Here is an 18,522-nt window from a genome sequence, read left to right as displayed (position 1 = left end):
TTGAACCAGCCGAAAGAGCAACCGTATGTCGTTACCAGTAAAAGTTTTACGGCCGTAGCGATCAATTGTGCGGCCAAAGCGGGGGAATGGATCAAAAGCAAACTCGGAACATATCAACAATTAGATATAAAATATTCTTCGCATGACTTGGTTACGGAAGTGGATAAAGGGGCGGAAAAGATGATCCGCAATTTGATTGCGACGCATTTCCCGAACCATTCCTTCCTGGGAGAGGAGGGCTCGGGCATCGGAGCGGCGGCTTCCGTTAAAGCGCTTCAAGAGGCGAGCGATGCGGAATATTTATGGATCGTCGATCCGATCGACGGGACGACCAACTACGTTCACGGATATCCGTATTATTCGGTGTCGATTGCGCTTGCCCATCAAGGCGAAGTGATCGTCGGCGTCGTCTACGACCCGTCGCGCGACGAATTGTTCGTCGCCGAGAAGGGGAAAGGGGCGTACGTTCACGGCGTGCCGATGAAAGTGTCGGGGGAATCGACGCTGCAAGAAAGTCTCATCTCCAGCGGTTTTCCCACAGACCGGGAGAATATGCTGCCTTTAAATTTGGCGGGAATCGGCGCGCTTGTCCCGCGCGTCCGCAACATTCGCGCTTCCGGATCGGCGGCGCTCCAGCTTGCCTATGTGGCCGCGGGCCGATTGAGCGGCTTCTGGGAGTTGAACTTGAATGCGTGGGATGTAGCAGCCGGCGCGCTGCTCGTTGCGGAATCGGGCGGGCGCGTGACGGATACGGTAGGAAAGCCGTATCATTTGGGAGTGCGCCATTTTGTCGCGACAAACGGGCATATTCATGACGAATTGATGAGCGTGTTGGCCGAGGCGAACGCCACGGGATATGAGAGCAGATAACGCTCTTTGCCCGATCGTCCCGAGGCTTTGTTCATAAAGCGGGCGAATTAAGCCCAAACTACCTTTGACGCGGACGCGAATTTGCGTTCCCAATGAAGGAGGTTACGGACATGAATGAACACGAAATGGAGCGGAAAATAACTGAAATATTAACCGACGGCGAGATGAAGGAATCGGATCGGGAACAAGAGCAGCGCAAACGGATCGTCCCCAAGTACGAAATCCGGATTCAAACGCAGCTCGATCCGATCGTGGAAGAAACGCGGAAATACCGTATGATGGCCCAAGAAATCGACGATCGGTACGACCGGTATATGTCCCGGGTGAAAGACCGGGTGAAGGATCGGGGCGATAAGGAAGAGGCCGGCGAATAACCGGCGTTCTCGCGGATTGAGTGTGTTCGGATGAAGAGCGTGTGGAAGCGTAGGAATAAGAGGCTTCAAGGCATAACGGCGGGGGCGCTGGTTGCCGTTATGATTCTCGGCCTCTCCGCGATTGTGGCGGCGACTGTTCATGCGCCTTGTGGCCGCAGCAAACGCCACTAGCGTCGTTTTCGGGGATTCGGTGGCAGCCGGTTTCGAACCGTACATGGCGGACGAACCCGATCGAACGATCGAAGGCTTACGGTTTCGCGGAGCGCATCTATGAACAGGCGTTGTTTCGCGGCCGCGCCGCATTGCGAAATTACGGGATTTTAGGACTTACAAGCGAAGGCTTCAAAAATTACATAGCAGCGATTAAGGAACAACGCCGAATTGCGATGGACGATATTCAGGCGAAGCTGCCCGATCCGCGCACCGAACTGTTTACGGGAACGGCAGCGCAAGCGCGGTGCGATATCGAATCGGCGACGCTCATTGCAATTATGGTTGGCGGCAACCGCCGCAACGATTGCTTACAGGGACAGAGAATTAGTCCTGACCGTCGGTTCCGCTGCGATGACATTGAACGGCAGCCCGATCGCAATCGATGCGCCGCCGTTTGTGCAGCAAACGGGCAATGAACTTAAAACGTACGTGCCGCTCCGCGTCCTGGCCGACGGGCTCGGGTTCAGCGTCGAGAGCGGCGGCCAATCGAAAATCGTTTTCATTAATCAATAATGCAGCGCATATTTGCCTTGACCGGTTATTCTCGAATAGCCGGTTTTTTTGTTTTTTAGGCATATAGGGACGATTTCGCGGCTAACGGAAACAAATTGCGATACGTGTATGAAATTTCGAATAAAATCGACTGATTCGAAGCGCGTGCGGCTCAAAACTCGACCTATCCTGATAACTAATAGACCTAGCATAAGGATCGCTGGAACGATTTGTTTCCGCGGTCTTTTTATAATCTATTACTTTTTACCAATATTGCCAATGTTTAATGATGGATTAATGGGACTTAGGTCCTTTTTTTGTCGAATTTTGCGAAAAAGGTCGCATGGAAACGAAAAGGTTACAAAATTATAATAATTTACGAGACAGAAATGTGAGGTGATAACATACATAGCATATTTTGGTAGTTTGATAGGATGAGACAGGTTAGCTTTCACTAAAAAACATCTAAGAGGATGCATCAATCAGGAGGTTCGTATGAAAAAACTGTTAATGGGGTTACTTCTCGTATCTTTGGTGGGACAAGCTTACGCAGCGACGGCGGCGGCTGCGACGCAGCCGGCAACGCAATCGGCGGCAATCGCTGCAAGCAGCGCACAAACGGGAACGGTAAAAGCATCGGTTAATCTACGAAACAAACCGTCACTGTCAGGATCCGTTGTTCGTCTGATGAAAAAGGGAGAACAGGTTACAATTCTCGGTCAGGAGAACAGCGCTTGGTATAAAGTACGCGATGGACTCGGGAATGTCGGTTACATGAGCACAAGCTCGAAATATATGACGGTAGCCGGCGGCTCCGTAACGCCTGAGCAACCGTCGGACAAGCCGGCGGAAAAACCGGCGGCGGGAACGGCTTCCGAGAAAATAGAGAAAGTCATCTCGACAGGCATGAAATATTTAGGCACGCCGTACGAATTCGGATCGAACCGGAATTCCACGAAAACGTTCGATTGCTCCGCTTTTGTCCGGCAAGCGTTTAAAGAAGCGATCGGGATTACGCTGCCTACCGATTCCCGCAAGCAAGGAAATTGGATTCGTCAGAACAGCACGGTGAAAAAGAGCATCAGCGAATTAAAGCGCGGAGACTTAATGTTCTTCTCGTCCTATAAAGGAACTAAAGCTTCTTCCTATGCGAATATGCAATGGGATAAAGAACGCATTACTCACGTAGGCATTTATTTAGGGGAAGGAAAGATACTGCATACCTATTCCAAGACATCCGGCGGCGTTCGCACGGATACGATTAAGGGCAAACATTGGGAGTATCGGTTCTTGTACGGGGGAAGCGTCGTAAAATAGAGTTTCTTCGGACTATATAATGTAAAACATAAGCGTGTAACCGAAAATGGGCACGAGCTTAACGAGGCGACTCGGTAAGTTCGTGCTTTTTCTATTGAACTCATTTTCGAAGTAGAAAAGGAACGTTCTAATGTAGTAAAATGGTACGCACATATTGTTAACCAAAAATACAATTAAAATGGTTGACAATAAATTATGATTAAGACAAAATAATGAGGTGTTAACGGATGAACAAAAGACGGCGTGGCATTTTTGTAACCGGGACCGATACCGATGTCGGCAAGACGCAGGTCGCTTCGGGATTGGCTGCGGCGCTGCGTTTGACCGCCTCCCGGCATTGGCCGGAAATCCGGTTATGGAAACCGGTGCAGAGCGGGGTGCGGATGGGCAGTCCCGATGCGGACAGCAGCCGTTTGTTATTCGGAGGCGGGAGCGGGTACGGACAGAAGGAAGAAGATATCGCGTCCGTCACTTTGCCGGAGCCGCTGGCTCCCTGGATGGCGGCCCGCCGTGCGGGCAAGGAGATCGATTTCGAGCGGCTGGCGCGCGAAGGATCGGACCGGCTGGAGGACGGCTGTTTCTGGATTGTCGAGGGAGCCGGAGGTTTGGCGGTCCCGCTGACGGAGCGTCATCTGGTCGCCGATTTGGCTGCGGCGCTCGGGCTGCCGCTGTTGATCGTCGCCCGCCCGGGACTGGGCACGGTGAACCATACGCTGTTGACCGTTGACTATGCGCGACGGCAGGGGCTGGCGATGGCAGGCGTCATTCTGAACGGCTGCCGGGCCGGAGAGGAACGCGGCATAACGGAAAATGCCATGATGATCGAAACGTTCTCGCAAGTTCCGGTCATCGGAATGCTGCCTTGGCTGGAGCCATCGGATTCGGAAGCTCCGCGCGCGGCGGAACGATACGAACGGGGCGGCGTAAGCGAGACAGGGAAATCGCCCGCATGGCAACGATGGGTAACTTGCATAACGGAACGAGTCGATATGAATGCAATCATAAACGGATGGGAGAATGAACGATGATCAAACTGGAACCGAACTGGAATCATTATGCCGACAAAGCTTTGCAAGGCGAACGGTTAACGAAAGAGGAAGCGCTTAGCGTGCTTGAAGCCGACGACGACGAACTGCTTCCTTTGATGCATGCCGCATTTCGAGTCCGCAAACATTATTTCGGCAAAAAAGTAAAATTGAATTTGATTGTCAATGCGAAAAGCGGACTCTGTCCCGAGGATTGCGGTTATTGTTCCCAATCGATCGTCTCTTCGGCCCCCGTGTCGAAATATCCGCTGCTCGAGAAAGACGTGCTGGTGGATGGGGCGCGCAAAGCGATGGAGTGGAAAGCGGGAACCTACTGCATCGTGGCGAGCGGCAGAGGACCGACGAAGCGGGAAGTGGAGCAAGTGGTGGAGGCCGTCAAGGAGATCAAGGCGACGATGCCGCTGAAAATATGCGCATGTCTCGGCATTTTATCCGACGATCAGGCGGCGCGATTGAAGGAAGCGGGAGTAGACCGTTACAATCACAATTTGAATACGAGCGCAAGCCATTTTGCGAACATCACGACGACACATACATATGACGATCGCGTGCGTACGGTAGAGCAAGCGAAGACGGCGGGGATGTCTCCATGCTCGGGCTGCATCGTCGGCATGGGAGAATCGGACGAGCAAATTGCGGATGTCGCTTTTGCGCTGCGCGAATTGGATGCGGACTCGATCCCGGTCAATTTTCTCATCCCGATTCCGGGGACGCCGCTGGAAAAAGACAGCCATTTGAACCCGCGGAAATGCTTAAAGGTGCTTGCCTTATTCAGATTCATTTATCCGGATAAGGAGATACGGGCTTCAGGCGGCCGCGAAGTGAATCTTCGTTCCTTGCAGGCGCTGGCGCTGTATGCGGCCAATTCGGTATTCGTCGGCGATTATTTAACGACGGAAGGGCAAGAGGCGACCGCCGATCATCGCATGATCGAGGACCTCGGCTTTGAAATCGAGCTATGCGCGCTATAGGCATATGGAGTCGGCCGGGAAGGAGAGCATCGCATGGAAGGAACGGATCGATGGCAATGGATGAGGGATGAGCTGCGGCAATTGTCGGAGCGCAATCAATACCGGCGCTTGGAGCCGACCGGATGGTTGGAAGGGGGCTGGATCGAACGATCGGGCCGCCGCATGTTGAATTTGGCGTCCAATCATTATTTGGGCCTTTCCAATCCATTGCCGAACGGCACGGACGGAGCGGAAGAAGGGGATGCCGATATGAGGCTCGGAGCCGGCGCATCCCGTCTCATTACGGGCAACGATCCGGTATACGACCGGTTTGAACGTGAATTTGCGGCTTACAAAGGAACGGAGAGCAGCCTCGTCTTCAGCAGCGGATATATGGCGAATGTGGGCGTCATCAGCGCTCTGGCCGGTCGGGGAGACTATGTGTTCAGCGACCGCTTGAACCACGCAAGCATTGTGGACGGGATTGCACTCAGCCGCGCGAAATGCAGCCGTTATCGCCACCGCGATATCGGCCAGTTGGAGCGGATGCTGCGCAGCGTTCCGACCGGAGCGAAGAAATTGATCGTTACGGATGCGGTATTCAGTATGGACGGAACGACGGCTCCATTGCCGGAGTTGGTTGAACTCAAGGAACGATACGGGGCGATTTTGATGGTTGACGAGGCGCATAGCGGGGGCGTTTACGGCGAAGAAGGGCAAGGGCTCGCGCATGCGCTCGGTTTGCAGCGGAGGGTGGACGTGCAGATGGGCACGTTCAGCAAAGCGTACGGCGCATGCGGTGCTTATGTGGCGGGCGATGCGGTGCTCATACAATATTTGATCAATAAGGCTCGCACATTGATATACAATACCGCCCTGCCGCCGATTGTGATGTCCGCCGTCCGCGCCAACTGGCTGACGATCCGCAGCGAGCCGTGGCGGCGCGAAGCGCTGTTTCAACGTGCGGCCTGGTTTCGCCGCGCGTTGAACGAATGCGGATTCGATACGGGGGATAGCGAATCCCATATTATACCGCTGCTGCTGGGCGATAACGCGCGGGCCGTCGATTTTGGCGCCGCATTGCAAGCGGAAGGCATCGCAGCCGTGGCGATTCGGCCGCCGACCGTTCCGGAAGGGGCGGCGCGCATCCGTTTTACCGTCATGGCGACGCATCGGTTGCAAGATTTGCAATGGGCGGTCGAACGGATCGCGGCCGTCGGCCGCAGAATGGGGATCGTGCCATGAACCGACGCTTTGCGCCGCCAAGCCGTCATATCTTATGGATTCACGGCTGGGGATCGAGCTCGAAAATATGGGCCGATCTCGCGAAAGAAATGCCGGAGTATCGGCATCACTATATACACTTTGGCAAATGTCGGACCGTTGACGACTTGCGCGGGACGATCCGCTCGGCCATGCTGGAGTTGCCCCGGCAACAGCCGGGAGATTGGCATATCGTCGCATGGTCGATGGGCGGCATGCTCGTATTGGAGCAATTGCTCGAGCGGGCCGCCGAACAGCGCGAGACGACGCTTCATATCAGGTCCGTCGCTCTCGTCTCGACAACGCTGCGCTTTTCCCATCCGGATCGCGCCAAAGGCTGGCCTGCACGGGTACTGGAACGAATGAGGAGCGGGCTTCGTACCGATCGGGAAGGGACGCTGCGGCAATTTGCTTCGTTTATGTTGTCGGCGGAAGAACGGGAAGCCGGGCATCGCATCGATGACGACGCAGAATTCAGCGACGAGGGCCTGGATGCCGGGTTGCGCTATTTGCTGGAAACCGACTTGACGGCCCGATGGGGGGCGTGGGAGTCGAAGCTGCGCCCGATTCGCCTCATCCGGATGCATGGAACCGACGATGCGGTTTGCTTGCCGGGCGCGCTGCCGGCGGCTTGCGGAGAGACTCCGATACTTCTGTTTCCGGGGGCGGGACATGCGCCGTTCCTGACACAGCGGGACAAGTTTATCGGGAAGATCAGGGGAGGATTTGCGCATGAACATCATCGATAAGCGGCTCGTTCGCAAACATTTCAACAGGCATGCGCATGAATACGACCGGTATGCGCTCGTGCAACGAATAATGGCGGAACGGCTTCTTGCGGACACGGCGAAGCTGGCGAGCGGGACGACGACGCGCCGCATTCTGGAAATCGGCTGCGGTACGGGATTGCTCACGGAACGAATCGTCCGGCAATATCCCGATGCGCGGCTCGTTGCCATCGATTTATGCGAAGAAATGGCGGAGCGCACGAGATGGAAGCTGGACGCTGCAGGAATCGGACGCCATACGGAACTGATCGTGGCCGATGCGGAAGAATGGGCGGCGGCGTACGCGGGACAGCCGTTCGATCTTATTATTTCCAACGCCGTCTTTCAATGGTTCAACGCGCCAGCGGCAACTTGCGCCGCCCTGCGAAGCATGCTGAATCTCAAGGGGATTCTCGCCTTCGCTACCTTTGCTCCGGGCACTTTCGCGGAACTGCACGAAGCGTTCGCCGCCGCGGAGCGCCGGCTTGGCTTGCCGCACATCGCTCATGGCCAAACCTTTCGCGGCGGGGAGCAATGGAGAGAGGCGCTGGCGCTCAAGACCGGTGAAAACGTTCCGGAACGGACATTCGATTGGCGCTTGCAGCGGCATACTTGCCAATATCCGAGCGTTCGGGATTTTATGTACAGCGTGAAGCGGGTCGGGGCGGGCAATGCGCTTCAAGGGCAAGCGAAACCGGCCGCCGTGAAAGCTTTGTTTCAAGCGATGGAGGAGGAGTATGCGAGGCTGTATCCTGCGGTACCGGCAGGGCGGCATAGCGGCGGAGCTGTTCGGGCGACGTATTGGATCGGATACGGCTTTCTCCGATAAAATAAAAACCTTTATTCACATGAAAAGTACTAACGTGAATAAAGGTTTTTTCGTTCGTCGGCTTAGCTGTTCATGCGCGCGAAAGCTTTGTCCGCCGCCGCGATCGTTTGCGCGATATCGTCTTCCGTATGCTCGGTGGTTAGAAACCACGCCTCGTATTTGGACGGGGCGAGGCAAATGCCTTGATCGAGCATATGGCGGAAGAATGCGGCGAATCGCTCGCCGTCCGTATTTTGCGCTTCCTCGTAATTGGTGACCGGATGATCGCAGAAGTGGGTCGACAACGACCCGCGAATCCGGTTAATCGTCAGCGGGATGCCATGTTTATCGGCAGCCGCTTGGAGACCGTCGGCAAGGGCTGCCGCAAGCAGGTCCATTCGCTCGTATACGCCCGGCGTCTGCAGCACCTCCAGACAGGCGATGCCGGCTTGGATCGAGGCGGGATTGCCCGCCATCGTGCCTGCCTGATACGCCGGACCGAGCGGAGCGACCTGCTCCATGACTTGCTTGCGGCCGCCGTAGGCGCCGATCGGCAAGCCGCCGCCGATAATTTTGCCGAGCGCGGTCAAGTCCGGCTCGATCGCGGCATGGTCGGCGAAGGCGCCGTACGTTTGCGCGGCGCCGTAATGGAAACGGAAGGCGCAGATGACCTCGTCGTAAATGACAAGGGCGCCATGTTCACGGGCCAGCCGGCATACGCCTTCGAGGAAGCCTTGATGCGGCATCACCATGCCGAAATTGCCGACAATCGGTTCCACCATGACCGCGGCCACATCGTCGCCCCAACGTTCCAGCGCGGCGTGCAGCGCGTCCAGATCGTTGAAAGGCACGGTGATGACTTCCTGCGCAATGCTTACCGGGATGCCGGCGCTGTCCGGAATGCCGAGCGTGGACGGGCCGGAGCCGGCCGCGACAAGCACCAGATCGGAATGCCCGTGATAGCAGCCGGCAAATTTAATGATTTTGGCGCGCTTCGTATAAGCGCGCGCCACGCGGATCGTCGTCATGACCGCTTCCGTGCCGGAGTTGACGAAGCGGACTTTGTCCAGCGACGGAATCGCTGCCTTGATCATCTGCGCGAATTGGTTCTCCCATTCGGTCGGCGTGCCGTACAGCGTGCCGTTCTCGGCGGCGCGCACGATCGCCGCCGTGACATGCGGGTGCGCATGGCCGGTTATGATCGGCCCGTACGCCGCCAAGTAGTCGATATACTTGTTGCCGTCGACGTCCCAGAAATAGGCGCCTTGCCCGCGCTTCATGAATACCGGCGCGCCGCCGCCCACAGCCTTGAAAGAGCGCGACGGACTGTTTACGCCGCCGACAATATGACGGAGGGCCGTCTCATAATGCTGTTCCGATTTGGTTCGATTCATGTCACTTTCTCCTTATTTTCAATATCGATTTTGTCTGCCCTCTGTGAAAATCCCCCTCGTTCAGATGCTGGAAAGTCAGGGTTTAATACATTCGAAGCGGGATTGGATTGCTGCATGCAGTCCTGAACGATCATTTGCCGCAGAGGTGATGGAAGCTGTATAGCGTGCTGGCAAGCGATTCCCATGAGGTAAAAAAGGTAAAGCCTGCGATCAGAGTCCACTTCATCATACCGCTGGCGGCTGACGATTCGCCCGAGCGGGCTAACGAAACTGATACACGCTAATAGCCTGTAAATCATCATGTTGCAATGTCTAACGAAACTCAAACACGCTAATGTGGGAAAAAGGCGGTAAAACCGCCGATTTCCACTGAATAACGATGCGTACTTTCGCTAGAATGGGGACGTCTTCATTTTGAGCCTAATAAGAATTGCCAGTTTCGTTAGCGCCAAATGCGCAATAAAGCCAGTACCATCAACGGCGGCGAATGATGAAGCAGACTCCAATTCGGGTTTTCGAAGCTATCAACTTCTCGATGCAACGCTAGTGACTATTTGCGCAAATACGGCATGAAGTTACCTTATTAGCGAATTGGAATTCGTTAATAAGGTAACTTCGTTCTTTAGCAGCTGTATTTAATGGATGAGTGCTCAATAATTGACTCCAACATAACGCTAATAAGGTACAATCGTTCCTTCATGGCTGGTGCAGCGTCGCCTAAGCGCATCGCGCCGTTAGCTTCGTCCCGCTTTCGCGAGGCCGCTCGTGGCGCTAGCTCCGTCGCATCTTGCCGGGGTCGGCGCATTGCAGCCGTCCTAGCGCCGGCCTCCCGCCGTACCGCCGTCGCTGTCTTTGCTCGCATTGCCGCCGTCGCCGCCGTCAGCGCCGACCGTTTCGGCATCCGTATTCGAAGCCGGTTCGTCCGCTTTCGCAAACAACTCTTGCACATACTCCTTCAGCTTGTCTTCGTCCCGTACCGCCAATACCGACGCCCCGCCGACTTTCATGTCGGAGATCATATTCATCGGGGGGATTTGCTCGCTCGCGACGAACTTGCTGTCATAGCCGACGCCGGCCAGCTTCCACATGTCGTCAAGCGTCATATTCGTCTCGATGTAAGGATTGACTTCCTTCAAAATATCGGGAAGTTTAATGATCGACCAGGTGGACAGCATTTTATCCGCCACAGCCTTCAAAAATTCCCGCTGCCGCTCCGACCGCGCGAAATCGGACATGGCGTCATGCCGGAAACGAACGTATTGCAGCGCGGCGTTGCCGTCCAAATGCTGCATCCCTTTTTTCAGGTTGATATCGTATTCGTGTTTGTCCGCTTTGCTCGTATATCTCATATTCTTCTCGACTTCGAAATCGATGCCGCCGATCGCGTCGATCAAGGCGATGAACCCTTTAAAATCGACGTAAACATAATATTGAACAGGCACGCCGAGCAAATCGCTGACCGTCTTCATGGCCAGATCGGGCCCTCCCAAAGCGAGGGCTGCGTTAATGCGGTCTTTGCCATGGCCGGGAATCGACACGTACGTATCGCGCAGCACCGATAACAATTGCGCTTTTTTCGTGACCGGATCGACCGATGCGACGAGCATCGAGTCCGAGCGGGGCACCTCGTTTTTGGACAGGCCGCGCGAATCGCCGCCCAGCAGCAGGACGTTGACGCGTTCCGTTCCTTCCCATTTCGGAGGACCGACCTCTTCGGCCGGTTTCGGGGCGTTCTTGAAGATCGATTCCCCGTCCGCTTTGTTCATTCCTTTAAGACCGTTTACTATATCAATTGTATAAAGACCGACTAAAATCAAAATAATTGCGAATACTGCGATCACCGATGTCCATATCCACTTTTTCGCGCTAGGTTTCTTTTTCACTTTCGATTTTCTGCTCATACAATTTTCTCTTCCATTCCTTTCTTTTGCAATAAAATGGTTTTCATGTATCATTAAATTATAGTTTCTTTTCGGCATACAATCAAATAAAGGTTGTCGAATCAGATCACATACACGCAGGAGGGGCAGAATGCTTGCAATAGATGTCGAAAATCTACGCAAAAATTTTAAGGTGCAAAAGAACAGAGAAGGATTGAAAGGCGCGCTTCTCGATCTCTTTAAACGAGAATATAGGGAGGTCGCCGCCGTTAACGACATATCTTTCCAAATTCCGCGCGGGGAAATATGCGGATATATCGGCGAGAACGGGGCGGGCAAGTCGACGACGATCAAAATGCTGACAGGCATTCTTGTGCCGACCTCGGGCCATATTCGCGTGAACGGTTACGTTCCGTACCAGGACCGGGAAAAATTCGTGCGCGGCATCGGCGTCGTCTTCGGCCAGCGCAGTCAGCTATGGTGGGACATCGGCGTCATCGAATCGTTCCAATTGCTGCGCAAAGTGTACCGCGTTCCCGAACAGGAGTTCAAGCAAAGGCTGGACGAGTTGGTGGAACGTCTCCAACTGCAAGATTTGCTGACCCGGCCGGTGCGGAAGCTGAGCCTCGGCCAGCGGATGCGCTGCGAATTGGTCGCTTCGCTCTTGCATAATCCTTCGATTTTATTTCTGGACGAGCCGACGATCGGCCTTGATATTGTCGTCAAAACGGAAATTCGCGATTTTCTGAAATCGTTGAACCAGCGTTACGAGACGACGATTTTGCTCACGACGCATGATTTGCAGGATATTGAAGCGCTTTGTTCGCGCGTTATCATGCTCGATGACGGGAACATAATTTACGACGGAGGCTTGGAGCAATTAAAGGCGAAATGGGGCAAAGGAAGAGAGGTTCATTTCCAATTCGCCGCTCCGTTCCGCCTGGAACAATTGCAGAAGCTTACGCAAGGCTATGAGGTCGCCTGGTCTGCCGAGAATGAGTATGTTGCGAAAATATGGATTCCGCTGCACGTGAACGTTTCCGATGTGCTTAGCCGGATCGTTGGCACGGCGGACATTCGGGATCTGAAAATCGTCGAGACGAACACGGACGATATCGTACGTGAAATATACAAATCGGGCAACGCCGATGCGGGCGATTCCAACGCAAACGGAGAGACATTATCGCAAACGGAAGAAAAGGAAGGAAGCGTCGCCCATGTTTAGCGCTTATCTCGATTTTATTCGAATTCGATTTTTAATGATGCTTGCTTATCGCGTGAACTATTATACCGGCATTTTAATTTATACATTGAACATCGGCGTTTACTACTTTACATGGCAAGCGATTTACGGCGGGCAAGGGCAGCTCGGCGGCTTCACGGCCGACCAGATGACGACCTATGTCGCCGTCTCCTGGATGGCGCGCGCATTCTATTTCAACAATTTGGACCGGGAAATCGCGAATGATATTCGCGACGGCAGCGTGGCGATTCAGTTCATTCGTCCGTACAATTATATTTTGGTGAAAATGATGCAAGGGCTCGGCGAAGGATTGTTCCGGCTGCTGTTGTTTATGGTGCCTGGCATGATCATCGCTTGCCTGCTCTTTCCGGTACGTTTGCCCACCGACGTTACGGCATGGACTTCGTTTATGTTTATGTTATTGCTCAGCTTTCTAATTAATTCGCAAATCAACATTTTTACCGGCTTGCTCGCGTTCTTCGTGGAGAACAACGAAGGGATGATGCGGATGAAGCGCGTCCTGGTCGACTTGTTCTCTGGCGTCATCGTGCCGATCTCGCTCTTTCCCGGCTGGCTGGAAGCGATCATGAAATTTTTGCCGTTTCAGGCGATCACTTATTTGCCAAGCTCGGTTTTTACCGGAAGAGTGCAAGGGACGGACATTTGGAGCGTCATCGGCATTCAGCTCGTTTGGTTCGCGGTGTTGATCTTGCCGATTATTTGGATTTGGCGCCGGGCGCGGAAGCGTTTGTTTGTGCAGGGAGGTTGAAGTCATGTTTTATATCGGACTCGTATGGGAATACATGAAAAATTACATGAAAACAAGGCTTACCTACCGCGCCGACTTCTGGGTGGAAGTCATTTCCGATCTTCTGTTCCAAGCGACGAATCTGATTTTCATCTTTGTCGTCTTCATGCATACCGATACGCTCGGAGGCTGGACGGAGCTGGAAGTTGTGTTCGTTTACGGTTATTTTATGGTGCCTTACGGCGTGTTCAGCTGTTTCGTCAACTTATGGGCGTTCTCGGAACGATATATTACGAAAGGCGAGATGGACCGCATTTTAACCCGTCCCGCCTACAACTTGTTTCAAATTTTTCTGGAAAATATCGATCCCCCGGCCATTATCGGCTCTTTTGTCGGCTTGGGCATTATGGGCGTGTGCTGGGCTCAACTCGGCTTGCCGTTCCATTGGTACGACCCGCTGGTGCTGCTCGTCATGGTCATCGGTTCCGTCATGATCTATATGGGCATTAATACGGGACTGACGGCGATTTCATTTTTCTCGGACGCGCCGACGGGCATATTGCCGCTCATGTTTAACATTCAATCTTACGGGCGCTATCCGATTACGATCTATAACCGGGTCATCCAGATCGTTTTGACGTGGATTTTGCCGTTTGCGTTTGTCGGCGTTTATCCCGCCGCGTTTTTCCTCGACCGGGAAGTGACGAAATCGTTCGCGCTGCTTACGCCGGCGATGGGAGTCTTGTTCCTGGCGCTCGGCTTAACGGCATGGAATATCGGCGTGCGGCGTTACCGCGGCGCAGGATCATAATAGCATTAATAGGGATCGACTAAGCATAAGGAGTGGTTACGATGTCACAAGTGCAAATCGGAGAACGGATCCCCGATTTCAAGCTTCCGGCTTCGAACGGAGAAGAGGTAGCGCTAAGCGATTACCGCGGCAAGAAGGTCGTCCTTTACTTTTATCCGCAGGACATGACGCCGACTTGTACGCAGGAGTCTTGCGATTTCCGCGATTTCAACGGGGAATTCGCGCGGCACGATGCGGTCGTCCTCGGCATCAGCCCCGACGACATCGAGAAGCATCGGAAATTTATCGGCAAATACGAGCTTCCTTTTTTGCTGCTGTCGGATACGGATCATCGCGTATGCGAACTGTTCGGCGTGTGGCAGCGGAAAAAAATGTTCGGCCGCGAGTACATGGGCGTCGTTCGCTCCACCTTTCTCATTGACGAGGAAGGGAAGCTGGCGCAGGAATGGCGCAACATTCGAGTGAAGGGCCATATCGAACGGGTGCTTGAAGCGGTCGGAGAGCTTGGGGAGGATTAACTTTACGCTAAACGAATATATTACTAAGCCCAAGGATAACAATACATTGTAGAGGTTGTTCAAAAAGTCCCCTTTTGATCACGATGCAAGTCTCGGTGCAGATTCGACATCGAATCTTGCGTTCACCCTCGAAGAGCGTATGCTTACGAAGGATGTTTCCTCCGGAAACATTTCAGGTGCTCATGTAGGTTTTGCCTACACTCCGCTCCTCCTGAAAGTTTTTCGTAGCAAAACTCGCTTCGGAAGCATGGGCCAAGGGTTCTCGCAACCTTCTCGGTGCTTTGTAGGTTTTCTCGATCAAAATCCAAGTAGAGGAGTCGATGGAAGATGGCACAGGCGCAAGCGCAAGTAGCGGTGGGACAGCCGGTCCCCGATTTCCGGCTGCCGGCGTCGAACGGCAAGACGGTGGCGTTAAGCGATTATCGCGGGAAGAAAGTCGTTGTCTATTTTTATCCGAAAGACATGACGCCGGGTTGTACGATCGAAGCGGGAGATTTCCGCGACGCGCATGAAGAGTTTACGAACAGCAATACCGTTGTGCTGGGCATCAGCCCGGACGACTTGCCGTCTCATGAGAAATTTATCGAAACGTACAATTTGCCGTTTCTGCTTCTGGCGGACACGAATCACGAAGTTTGCGACATGTTCGGCGTATGGCGGGCGAAAGACGGCTCCGAAGGCGTAGAGAGATCTACCTTTCTCATCGACGAGCAAGGCAAGCTGCTGAAGGAATGGCGCGACGTGCAGGTGGAAGGACATACGAAGATGGTGCTGGAAGCCGCGAAATAACGCGCCGAAAATCGGGGGCGATACGTCCGTGCGGCCGGCGGCGGGAGGACCGGCGGACAGGCGGCTGCCGGATCGTTGCCGGACGCTCCATACATGCGGCCGCACGACCGGCGGTGGGCGGGCCGTTGCCGGACGCTCCATGCGGGCGATTCGGCTTCCGAGGGCAGAGCGGTAGACGTTTTTTCCGGGATCGAAGGCAGACTCGTTATCCATTAGCGGGAAATGCTACCGTTAATTTGTCCTAATTGAGTGGAAGGATCAGGCTAACGGTATTTCGTGGAGCTAATTTCCGGCAAGCTCGGTGAAAATGCCGATCTGCGGGAAATTAACGGTAGTTTTTACCGTTCATGAGGTTTTAATCGAGGCAAACGTACAAATTAACGGTACGATTTGGAGCTAAACAAACCGCTGGAGCTAACTGCCCCAGCGGTTTTCTCGTACCTTATAAATTCAATCCAAGCGTGAACTTCCAACCGTCGGCGCCGAAATCTACGCTTTTCACCTTGACCCAAGCGGGAAGCTCCGACGCGAGCGGAATTTCGATCGGCTTCAACGCGAACCAGTCTTGCGGAACGGTAAGATCTTTAATTTTCGTCAATTCCGGAACCGCGCGGATCAACTGCTCGTCTTCATGCCATTCCAACCGATACGTAACCTTGGCTACGGCCTGCACCATCAAGACCGGTTCGATCTTGACGGAAGCTTCTATCGTATCCTGATCCAGACGCATGCGCAATCCGGTTATTTTGCCTTCGCCGATGTAAGAGCGGTACGGCTCCGTCTCCTGCATATAGGCAGCCGCCAACGAATTGATCTCTTCCTCCTTCAGATGCAAGACCGGCGCCCGGTCTTGAACCATTCCTTTCACGCGGTCCATGAGGGAGACTTCGATTTGCTGCGGCCAGCCGACAGCCTCGGTCGGGCGAATATAGAAGTATGCCGCAATGGCGATAATGATGATGATACTAATCATAAAGGCCAACAATTTGCCAAAAAATCTAACTAATGTTCGCATTTCTATCATTCCTTTCCGGAGTGAGTCCGATGAAGGGAAATTGCCTATGAAGGACGGACGACTCCAAGTTGCTAGTTTTGTTTCCGATTGCCTATCCGTTTATTCCACAGCTTCATTATCGGCTTCCGAAAACGAAAAATCAAATAGACTGCGAGAAGAATGCACGCGGCAACGATCGTTTTCATCGCATATTTCTCGAATACTTGAAAAGCAACCGCCCAATGCGGTCCGAACAGCTTGCCGATTGAAATGAAAATAATGACCCAAAATAACGCCCCCGAATAAGCGTACATCGCGAATTTGCGGAACGGAAGACGGATAATGCCGGAGAAATAGCCGGTGAAATGGCGGATGCCCGGAATAAAATAACCGATGAAAATAAGGCTGTTCCCGTATTTTTCGAACCATTTTTCCGTTTTCTCCATTTTGGCCGGACTTAGCAGCACCCACTTGCCATAACGCCGGATAAACGGCATCCCCAACTTATAGCCGACATAATACGTAATGGTCATGCCGATCGTCGTTCCTATAAATGCGACTGCCATGAGCGCCGGCCACAGCAGATGCCCTTCGTAGGACAAATACCCCGCATATGCCATCGTCGTTTCTCCCGGGAAGGGGAGGGCGATAAATTCCAACAGCAATCCGAAAAAAAGCACATAATACCCGTAATCGTGAAACAATTGCTCAATATGATGCAAGAAATCCATCTCCCCACCCAAAATCTATTTCTAATATTATATTTCCTTAGTCATAGTCTTTCATGCTCCTCCATATACTCTAGCAAATAACATTTCATAGAGAAAATTGGAGGTAGCAAAATATGGCGCTTCGTTTCGTTCTTCCAAAATGGATTTATTTTATTTTTTGTTTTGCGCTTTTGTCAGGAGCGGGATTCGGATCGTTCGTTCCCGTTTCTTATGCAGGATCCGCCGAGCAGCAGCAAGAGGATCAGCCGACCGTTTATTTAACTTTTGACGACGGACCGAGCAAAAACACTTCAACGGTGCTCGATATTTTGGCCAAGGAAAATGTTTTGGCGACCTTTTTCGTGCTTGGCGAGCAAGCCGAAGCGCGGCCTGAGCTTATTACACGTATCGTTAACGAGGGACACAGCATCGGTAACCATACGTATAATCATAACTACAAACAGCTTTATTCCGATTTTCGCGAGTTTTGGCGGCAAATAAAAAAGACGGAAGACATTCTCGATTCGATCGCGGGCATCAGGCCGTCGATGATTCGCGCGCCGGGAGGGACGTACACCAATTTTGACGAAGGCTATTTCTCCTACTTGGAGCAAGGCGGTTACCTCGTCTACGACTGGAACGTCGACAGCGGCGACTCGAAACGCAGAAACGTACCCGCATCCGAGATCAAGAAGGGCGCCAAAGCCGAAAACATCAAAGGGGATGTCATCGTCCTGATGCATGACGGCGGCGGACATGAGGAAACGGTGAAGGCCTTGCCGGACATTATCCGTTATTACAAGGACAAAGGATATCAATTTGCGCCGCTCACGCCCGACGTGAAGCCAATTCAGTTCGGCGTCGCTTCGAAAATCAAATGGAACCGCACGCAGCCTTCCGAAGCTTGGCTGAAGGAACACGTCTCCGCCAACGCCGCCGTGCTGACATCGACCCAGAAGCAGCCGGAATTGCCGCTCCATATTATTAACGGGAAAGATACGGTCTCGTTGCAAAATAACGAATACAAACAGTTTGAACGAAGCTATTACGTACAACTGAGGGCGGCCGTAGAACGGTTCGGCGGAACGGTACGCTGGAGCCCGGAGTCCAAAAAAGCGGAAATCAGGCTCGGCGGATCGAGCATCGTGCTGGAGTCGGCTTCGGGAAAAGTGACGGTATCCGAGCCGCGCAAGGAGCCGCGAAGCTTCCAATCATCCATGTGGCTGACGGACGGAACGACGTATATTTCGGTGCGGAATTTGGCGGAAATGATGAACCGGCAAGTCGCGGACTATACATTGACGGAAACGAAGCGGGAAGTCGTTTTGAAATGAC

20 protein-coding genes are annotated in these 18,522 nt (G+C 53.3%); 16 read left to right on the top strand and 4 right to left on the bottom strand.

Annotation, left to right across the window (positions count from 1 at the left end):
- The 10 genes from KQI79_RS14770 (at position 1) to KQI79_RS14730 (ending at position 8,121) form a co-directional block, all read left to right on the top strand.
- A complete protein-coding gene (locus KQI79_RS14770) occupies positions 1-870 on the top strand; it encodes an inositol monophosphatase family protein (protein ID WP_216539026.1) in 870 nt (289 codons plus the stop codon).
- Between the two features lie 110 nt (positions 871-980).
- Complete coding sequence (locus tag KQI79_RS14765; protein WP_216539025.1) at positions 981-1,244, top strand: hypothetical protein; 264 nt, start codon at positions 981-983, stop codon at positions 1,242-1,244.
- Positions 1,245-1,383: 139 nt separating this feature from the next.
- On the top strand, positions 1,384-1,518 hold the full coding sequence (locus KQI79_RS28010) for a hypothetical protein (RefSeq protein WP_301287925.1): 135 nt from the start codon (positions 1,384-1,386) through the stop codon (positions 1,516-1,518).
- 209 nt (positions 1,519-1,727) lie between these two features.
- Entirely contained in the window at positions 1,728-1,970 is a 243-nt protein-coding gene (locus KQI79_RS14760) for a copper amine oxidase N-terminal domain-containing protein (protein WP_216539024.1), read from the top strand.
- A 474-nt stretch (positions 1,971-2,444) separates the two neighbouring features.
- Complete coding sequence (locus KQI79_RS14755) at positions 2,445-3,266, top strand: C40 family peptidase (RefSeq protein ID WP_216539023.1); 822 nt, start codon at positions 2,445-2,447, stop codon at positions 3,264-3,266.
- 227 nt (positions 3,267-3,493) lie between these two features.
- Positions 3,494-4,294 (top strand): dethiobiotin synthase, encoded by an 801-nt coding sequence (gene bioD / locus KQI79_RS14750; protein WP_216539022.1) that lies wholly within the window; start codon positions 3,494-3,496, stop codon positions 4,292-4,294.
- Entirely contained in the window at positions 4,291-5,283 is a 993-nt protein-coding gene (gene bioB, locus KQI79_RS14745; protein ID WP_216539021.1) for a biotin synthase BioB, read from the top strand. Before bioD ends, bioB begins: the two co-directional genes overlap by 4 nt.
- A gap of 33 nt (positions 5,284-5,316) precedes the next feature.
- Positions 5,317-6,507: an 8-amino-7-oxononanoate synthase gene (gene bioF, locus KQI79_RS14740; RefSeq protein ID WP_253298162.1), complete on the top strand. Its 1,191-nt coding sequence runs from the start codon at positions 5,317-5,319 to the stop codon at positions 6,505-6,507.
- Positions 6,504-7,274 (top strand): alpha/beta fold hydrolase, encoded by a 771-nt coding sequence (locus KQI79_RS14735; RefSeq protein ID WP_216539020.1) that lies wholly within the window; start codon positions 6,504-6,506, stop codon positions 7,272-7,274. The genes bioF and KQI79_RS14735 overlap by 4 nt, the downstream gene beginning before the upstream one ends.
- Positions 7,258-8,121 carry a methyltransferase domain-containing protein gene (locus KQI79_RS14730; protein ID WP_216539019.1) on the top strand — a complete coding sequence of 288 codons (864 nt, stop codon included), beginning with the start codon at positions 7,258-7,260 and terminating at the stop codon, positions 8,119-8,121. The genes KQI79_RS14735 and KQI79_RS14730 overlap by 17 nt, the downstream gene beginning before the upstream one ends.
- Before the next feature lie 62 nt (positions 8,122-8,183).
- Here the strand turns inward: KQI79_RS14730 and KQI79_RS14725 are convergent, their stop codons facing one another.
- Positions 8,184-9,494: a glutamate-1-semialdehyde 2,1-aminomutase gene (locus tag KQI79_RS14725; protein ID WP_216539018.1), complete on the bottom strand. Its 1,311-nt coding sequence runs from the start codon at positions 9,492-9,494 to the stop codon at positions 8,184-8,186.
- An 815-nt stretch (positions 9,495-10,309) separates the two neighbouring features.
- Positions 10,310-11,395: an LCP family protein gene (locus tag KQI79_RS14720; protein WP_216539017.1), complete on the bottom strand. Its 1,086-nt coding sequence runs from the start codon at positions 11,393-11,395 to the stop codon at positions 10,310-10,312.
- Positions 11,396-11,525: 130 nt separating this feature from the next.
- Between KQI79_RS14720 and KQI79_RS14715 the strand changes: the two genes are divergently transcribed.
- The 5 genes from KQI79_RS14715 to bcp (KQI79_RS14695) all read left to right on the top strand — a co-directional run bounded on the left by KQI79_RS14715 (position 11,526) and on the right by bcp (KQI79_RS14695) (position 15,483).
- On the top strand, positions 11,526-12,599 hold the full coding sequence (locus KQI79_RS14715; protein WP_216539016.1) for an ABC transporter ATP-binding protein: 1,074 nt from the start codon (positions 11,526-11,528) through the stop codon (positions 12,597-12,599).
- On the top strand, positions 12,592-13,386 hold the full coding sequence (locus tag KQI79_RS14710; RefSeq protein ID WP_216539015.1) for an ABC transporter permease: 795 nt from the start codon (positions 12,592-12,594) through the stop codon (positions 13,384-13,386). Before KQI79_RS14715 ends, KQI79_RS14710 begins: the two co-directional genes overlap by 8 nt.
- Positions 13,387-13,390: 4 nt before the next feature.
- Positions 13,391-14,176: an ABC transporter permease gene (locus tag KQI79_RS14705; RefSeq protein ID WP_216539014.1), complete on the top strand. Its 786-nt coding sequence runs from the start codon at positions 13,391-13,393 to the stop codon at positions 14,174-14,176.
- Between the two features lie 41 nt (positions 14,177-14,217).
- A complete protein-coding gene (gene bcp / locus KQI79_RS14700; RefSeq protein ID WP_216539013.1) occupies positions 14,218-14,694 on the top strand; it encodes a thioredoxin-dependent thiol peroxidase in 477 nt (158 codons plus the stop codon).
- Between the two features lie 327 nt (positions 14,695-15,021).
- Positions 15,022-15,483, top strand: coding sequence for a thioredoxin-dependent thiol peroxidase (gene bcp / locus KQI79_RS14695; protein ID WP_216539012.1), 462 nt, complete (start codon positions 15,022-15,024; stop codon positions 15,481-15,483).
- A gap of 442 nt (positions 15,484-15,925) precedes the next feature.
- Here bcp (KQI79_RS14695) and KQI79_RS14690 read toward each other — a convergent pair whose 3' ends face one another.
- Positions 15,926-16,498 (bottom strand): hypothetical protein, encoded by a 573-nt coding sequence (locus KQI79_RS14690; protein WP_216539011.1) that lies wholly within the window; start codon positions 16,496-16,498, stop codon positions 15,926-15,928.
- A gap of 71 nt (positions 16,499-16,569) precedes the next feature.
- Positions 16,570-17,208 (bottom strand): DedA family protein, encoded by a 639-nt coding sequence (locus tag KQI79_RS14685; RefSeq protein ID WP_216539010.1) that lies wholly within the window; start codon positions 17,206-17,208, stop codon positions 16,570-16,572.
- Positions 17,209-17,321: 113 nt separating this feature from the next.
- Between KQI79_RS14685 and KQI79_RS14680 the strand changes: the two genes are divergently transcribed.
- Positions 17,322-18,521 carry a polysaccharide deacetylase family protein gene (locus KQI79_RS14680; RefSeq protein ID WP_216539009.1) on the top strand — a complete coding sequence of 400 codons (1,200 nt, stop codon included), beginning with the start codon at positions 17,322-17,324 and terminating at the stop codon, positions 18,519-18,521.
- The last annotated feature ends 1 nt before the right edge of the window (position 18,522 follow it).

Origin of the sequence: Paenibacillus sp. MSJ-34 (assembly GCF_018918005.1) — a bacterium.
Lineage (GTDB): Bacteria > Bacillota > Bacilli > Paenibacillales > Paenibacillaceae > MSJ-34.
This window is presented reverse-complemented; position numbering and strand designations above follow the sequence as displayed.

Excerpts from the sequence above, each read along its gene's own strand:
- KQI79_RS14765 (WP_216539025.1), top strand. The coding sequence starts at position 981 with ATGAATGAACACGAAATGGAGCGGAAAATAACTGAAATATTAACCGAC.
- KQI79_RS28010 (WP_301287925.1), top strand. The coding sequence starts at position 1,384 with ATGCGCCTTGTGGCCGCAGCAAACGCCACTAGCGTCGTTTTCGGGGAT.
- KQI79_RS14755 (WP_216539023.1), top strand. The coding sequence starts at position 2,445 with ATGAAAAAACTGTTAATGGGGTTACTTCTCGTATCTTTGGTGGGACAA.
- bioD (WP_216539022.1), top strand. The coding sequence starts at position 3,494 with ATGAACAAAAGACGGCGTGGCATTTTTGTAACCGGGACCGATACCGAT.
- bioB (WP_216539021.1), top strand. The coding sequence starts at position 4,291 with ATGATCAAACTGGAACCGAACTGGAATCATTATGCCGACAAAGCTTTG.
- bioF (WP_253298162.1), top strand. The coding sequence starts at position 5,317 with ATGGAAGGAACGGATCGATGGCAATGGATGAGGGATGAGCTGCGGCAA.
- KQI79_RS14735 (WP_216539020.1), top strand. The coding sequence starts at position 6,504 with ATGAACCGACGCTTTGCGCCGCCAAGCCGTCATATCTTATGGATTCAC.
- KQI79_RS14730 (WP_216539019.1), top strand. The coding sequence starts at position 7,258 with ATGAACATCATCGATAAGCGGCTCGTTCGCAAACATTTCAACAGGCAT.
- KQI79_RS14725 (WP_216539018.1), bottom strand. The coding sequence starts at position 9,494 with ATGAATCGAACCAAATCGGAACAGCATTATGAGACGGCCCTCCGTCAT.
- KQI79_RS14720 (WP_216539017.1), bottom strand. The coding sequence starts at position 11,395 with ATGAGCAGAAAATCGAAAGTGAAAAAGAAACCTAGCGCGAAAAAGTGG.
- KQI79_RS14715 (WP_216539016.1), top strand. The coding sequence starts at position 11,526 with ATGCTTGCAATAGATGTCGAAAATCTACGCAAAAATTTTAAGGTGCAA.
- KQI79_RS14710 (WP_216539015.1), top strand. The coding sequence starts at position 12,592 with ATGTTTAGCGCTTATCTCGATTTTATTCGAATTCGATTTTTAATGATG.
- KQI79_RS14705 (WP_216539014.1), top strand. The coding sequence starts at position 13,391 with ATGTTTTATATCGGACTCGTATGGGAATACATGAAAAATTACATGAAA.
- bcp (WP_216539013.1), top strand. The coding sequence starts at position 14,218 with ATGTCACAAGTGCAAATCGGAGAACGGATCCCCGATTTCAAGCTTCCG.
- bcp (WP_216539012.1), top strand. The coding sequence starts at position 15,022 with ATGGCACAGGCGCAAGCGCAAGTAGCGGTGGGACAGCCGGTCCCCGAT.
- KQI79_RS14690 (WP_216539011.1), bottom strand. The coding sequence starts at position 16,498 with ATGCGAACATTAGTTAGATTTTTTGGCAAATTGTTGGCCTTTATGATT.
- KQI79_RS14685 (WP_216539010.1), bottom strand. The coding sequence starts at position 17,208 with ATGGATTTCTTGCATCATATTGAGCAATTGTTTCACGATTACGGGTAT.
- KQI79_RS14680 (WP_216539009.1), top strand. The coding sequence starts at position 17,322 with ATGGCGCTTCGTTTCGTTCTTCCAAAATGGATTTATTTTATTTTTTGT.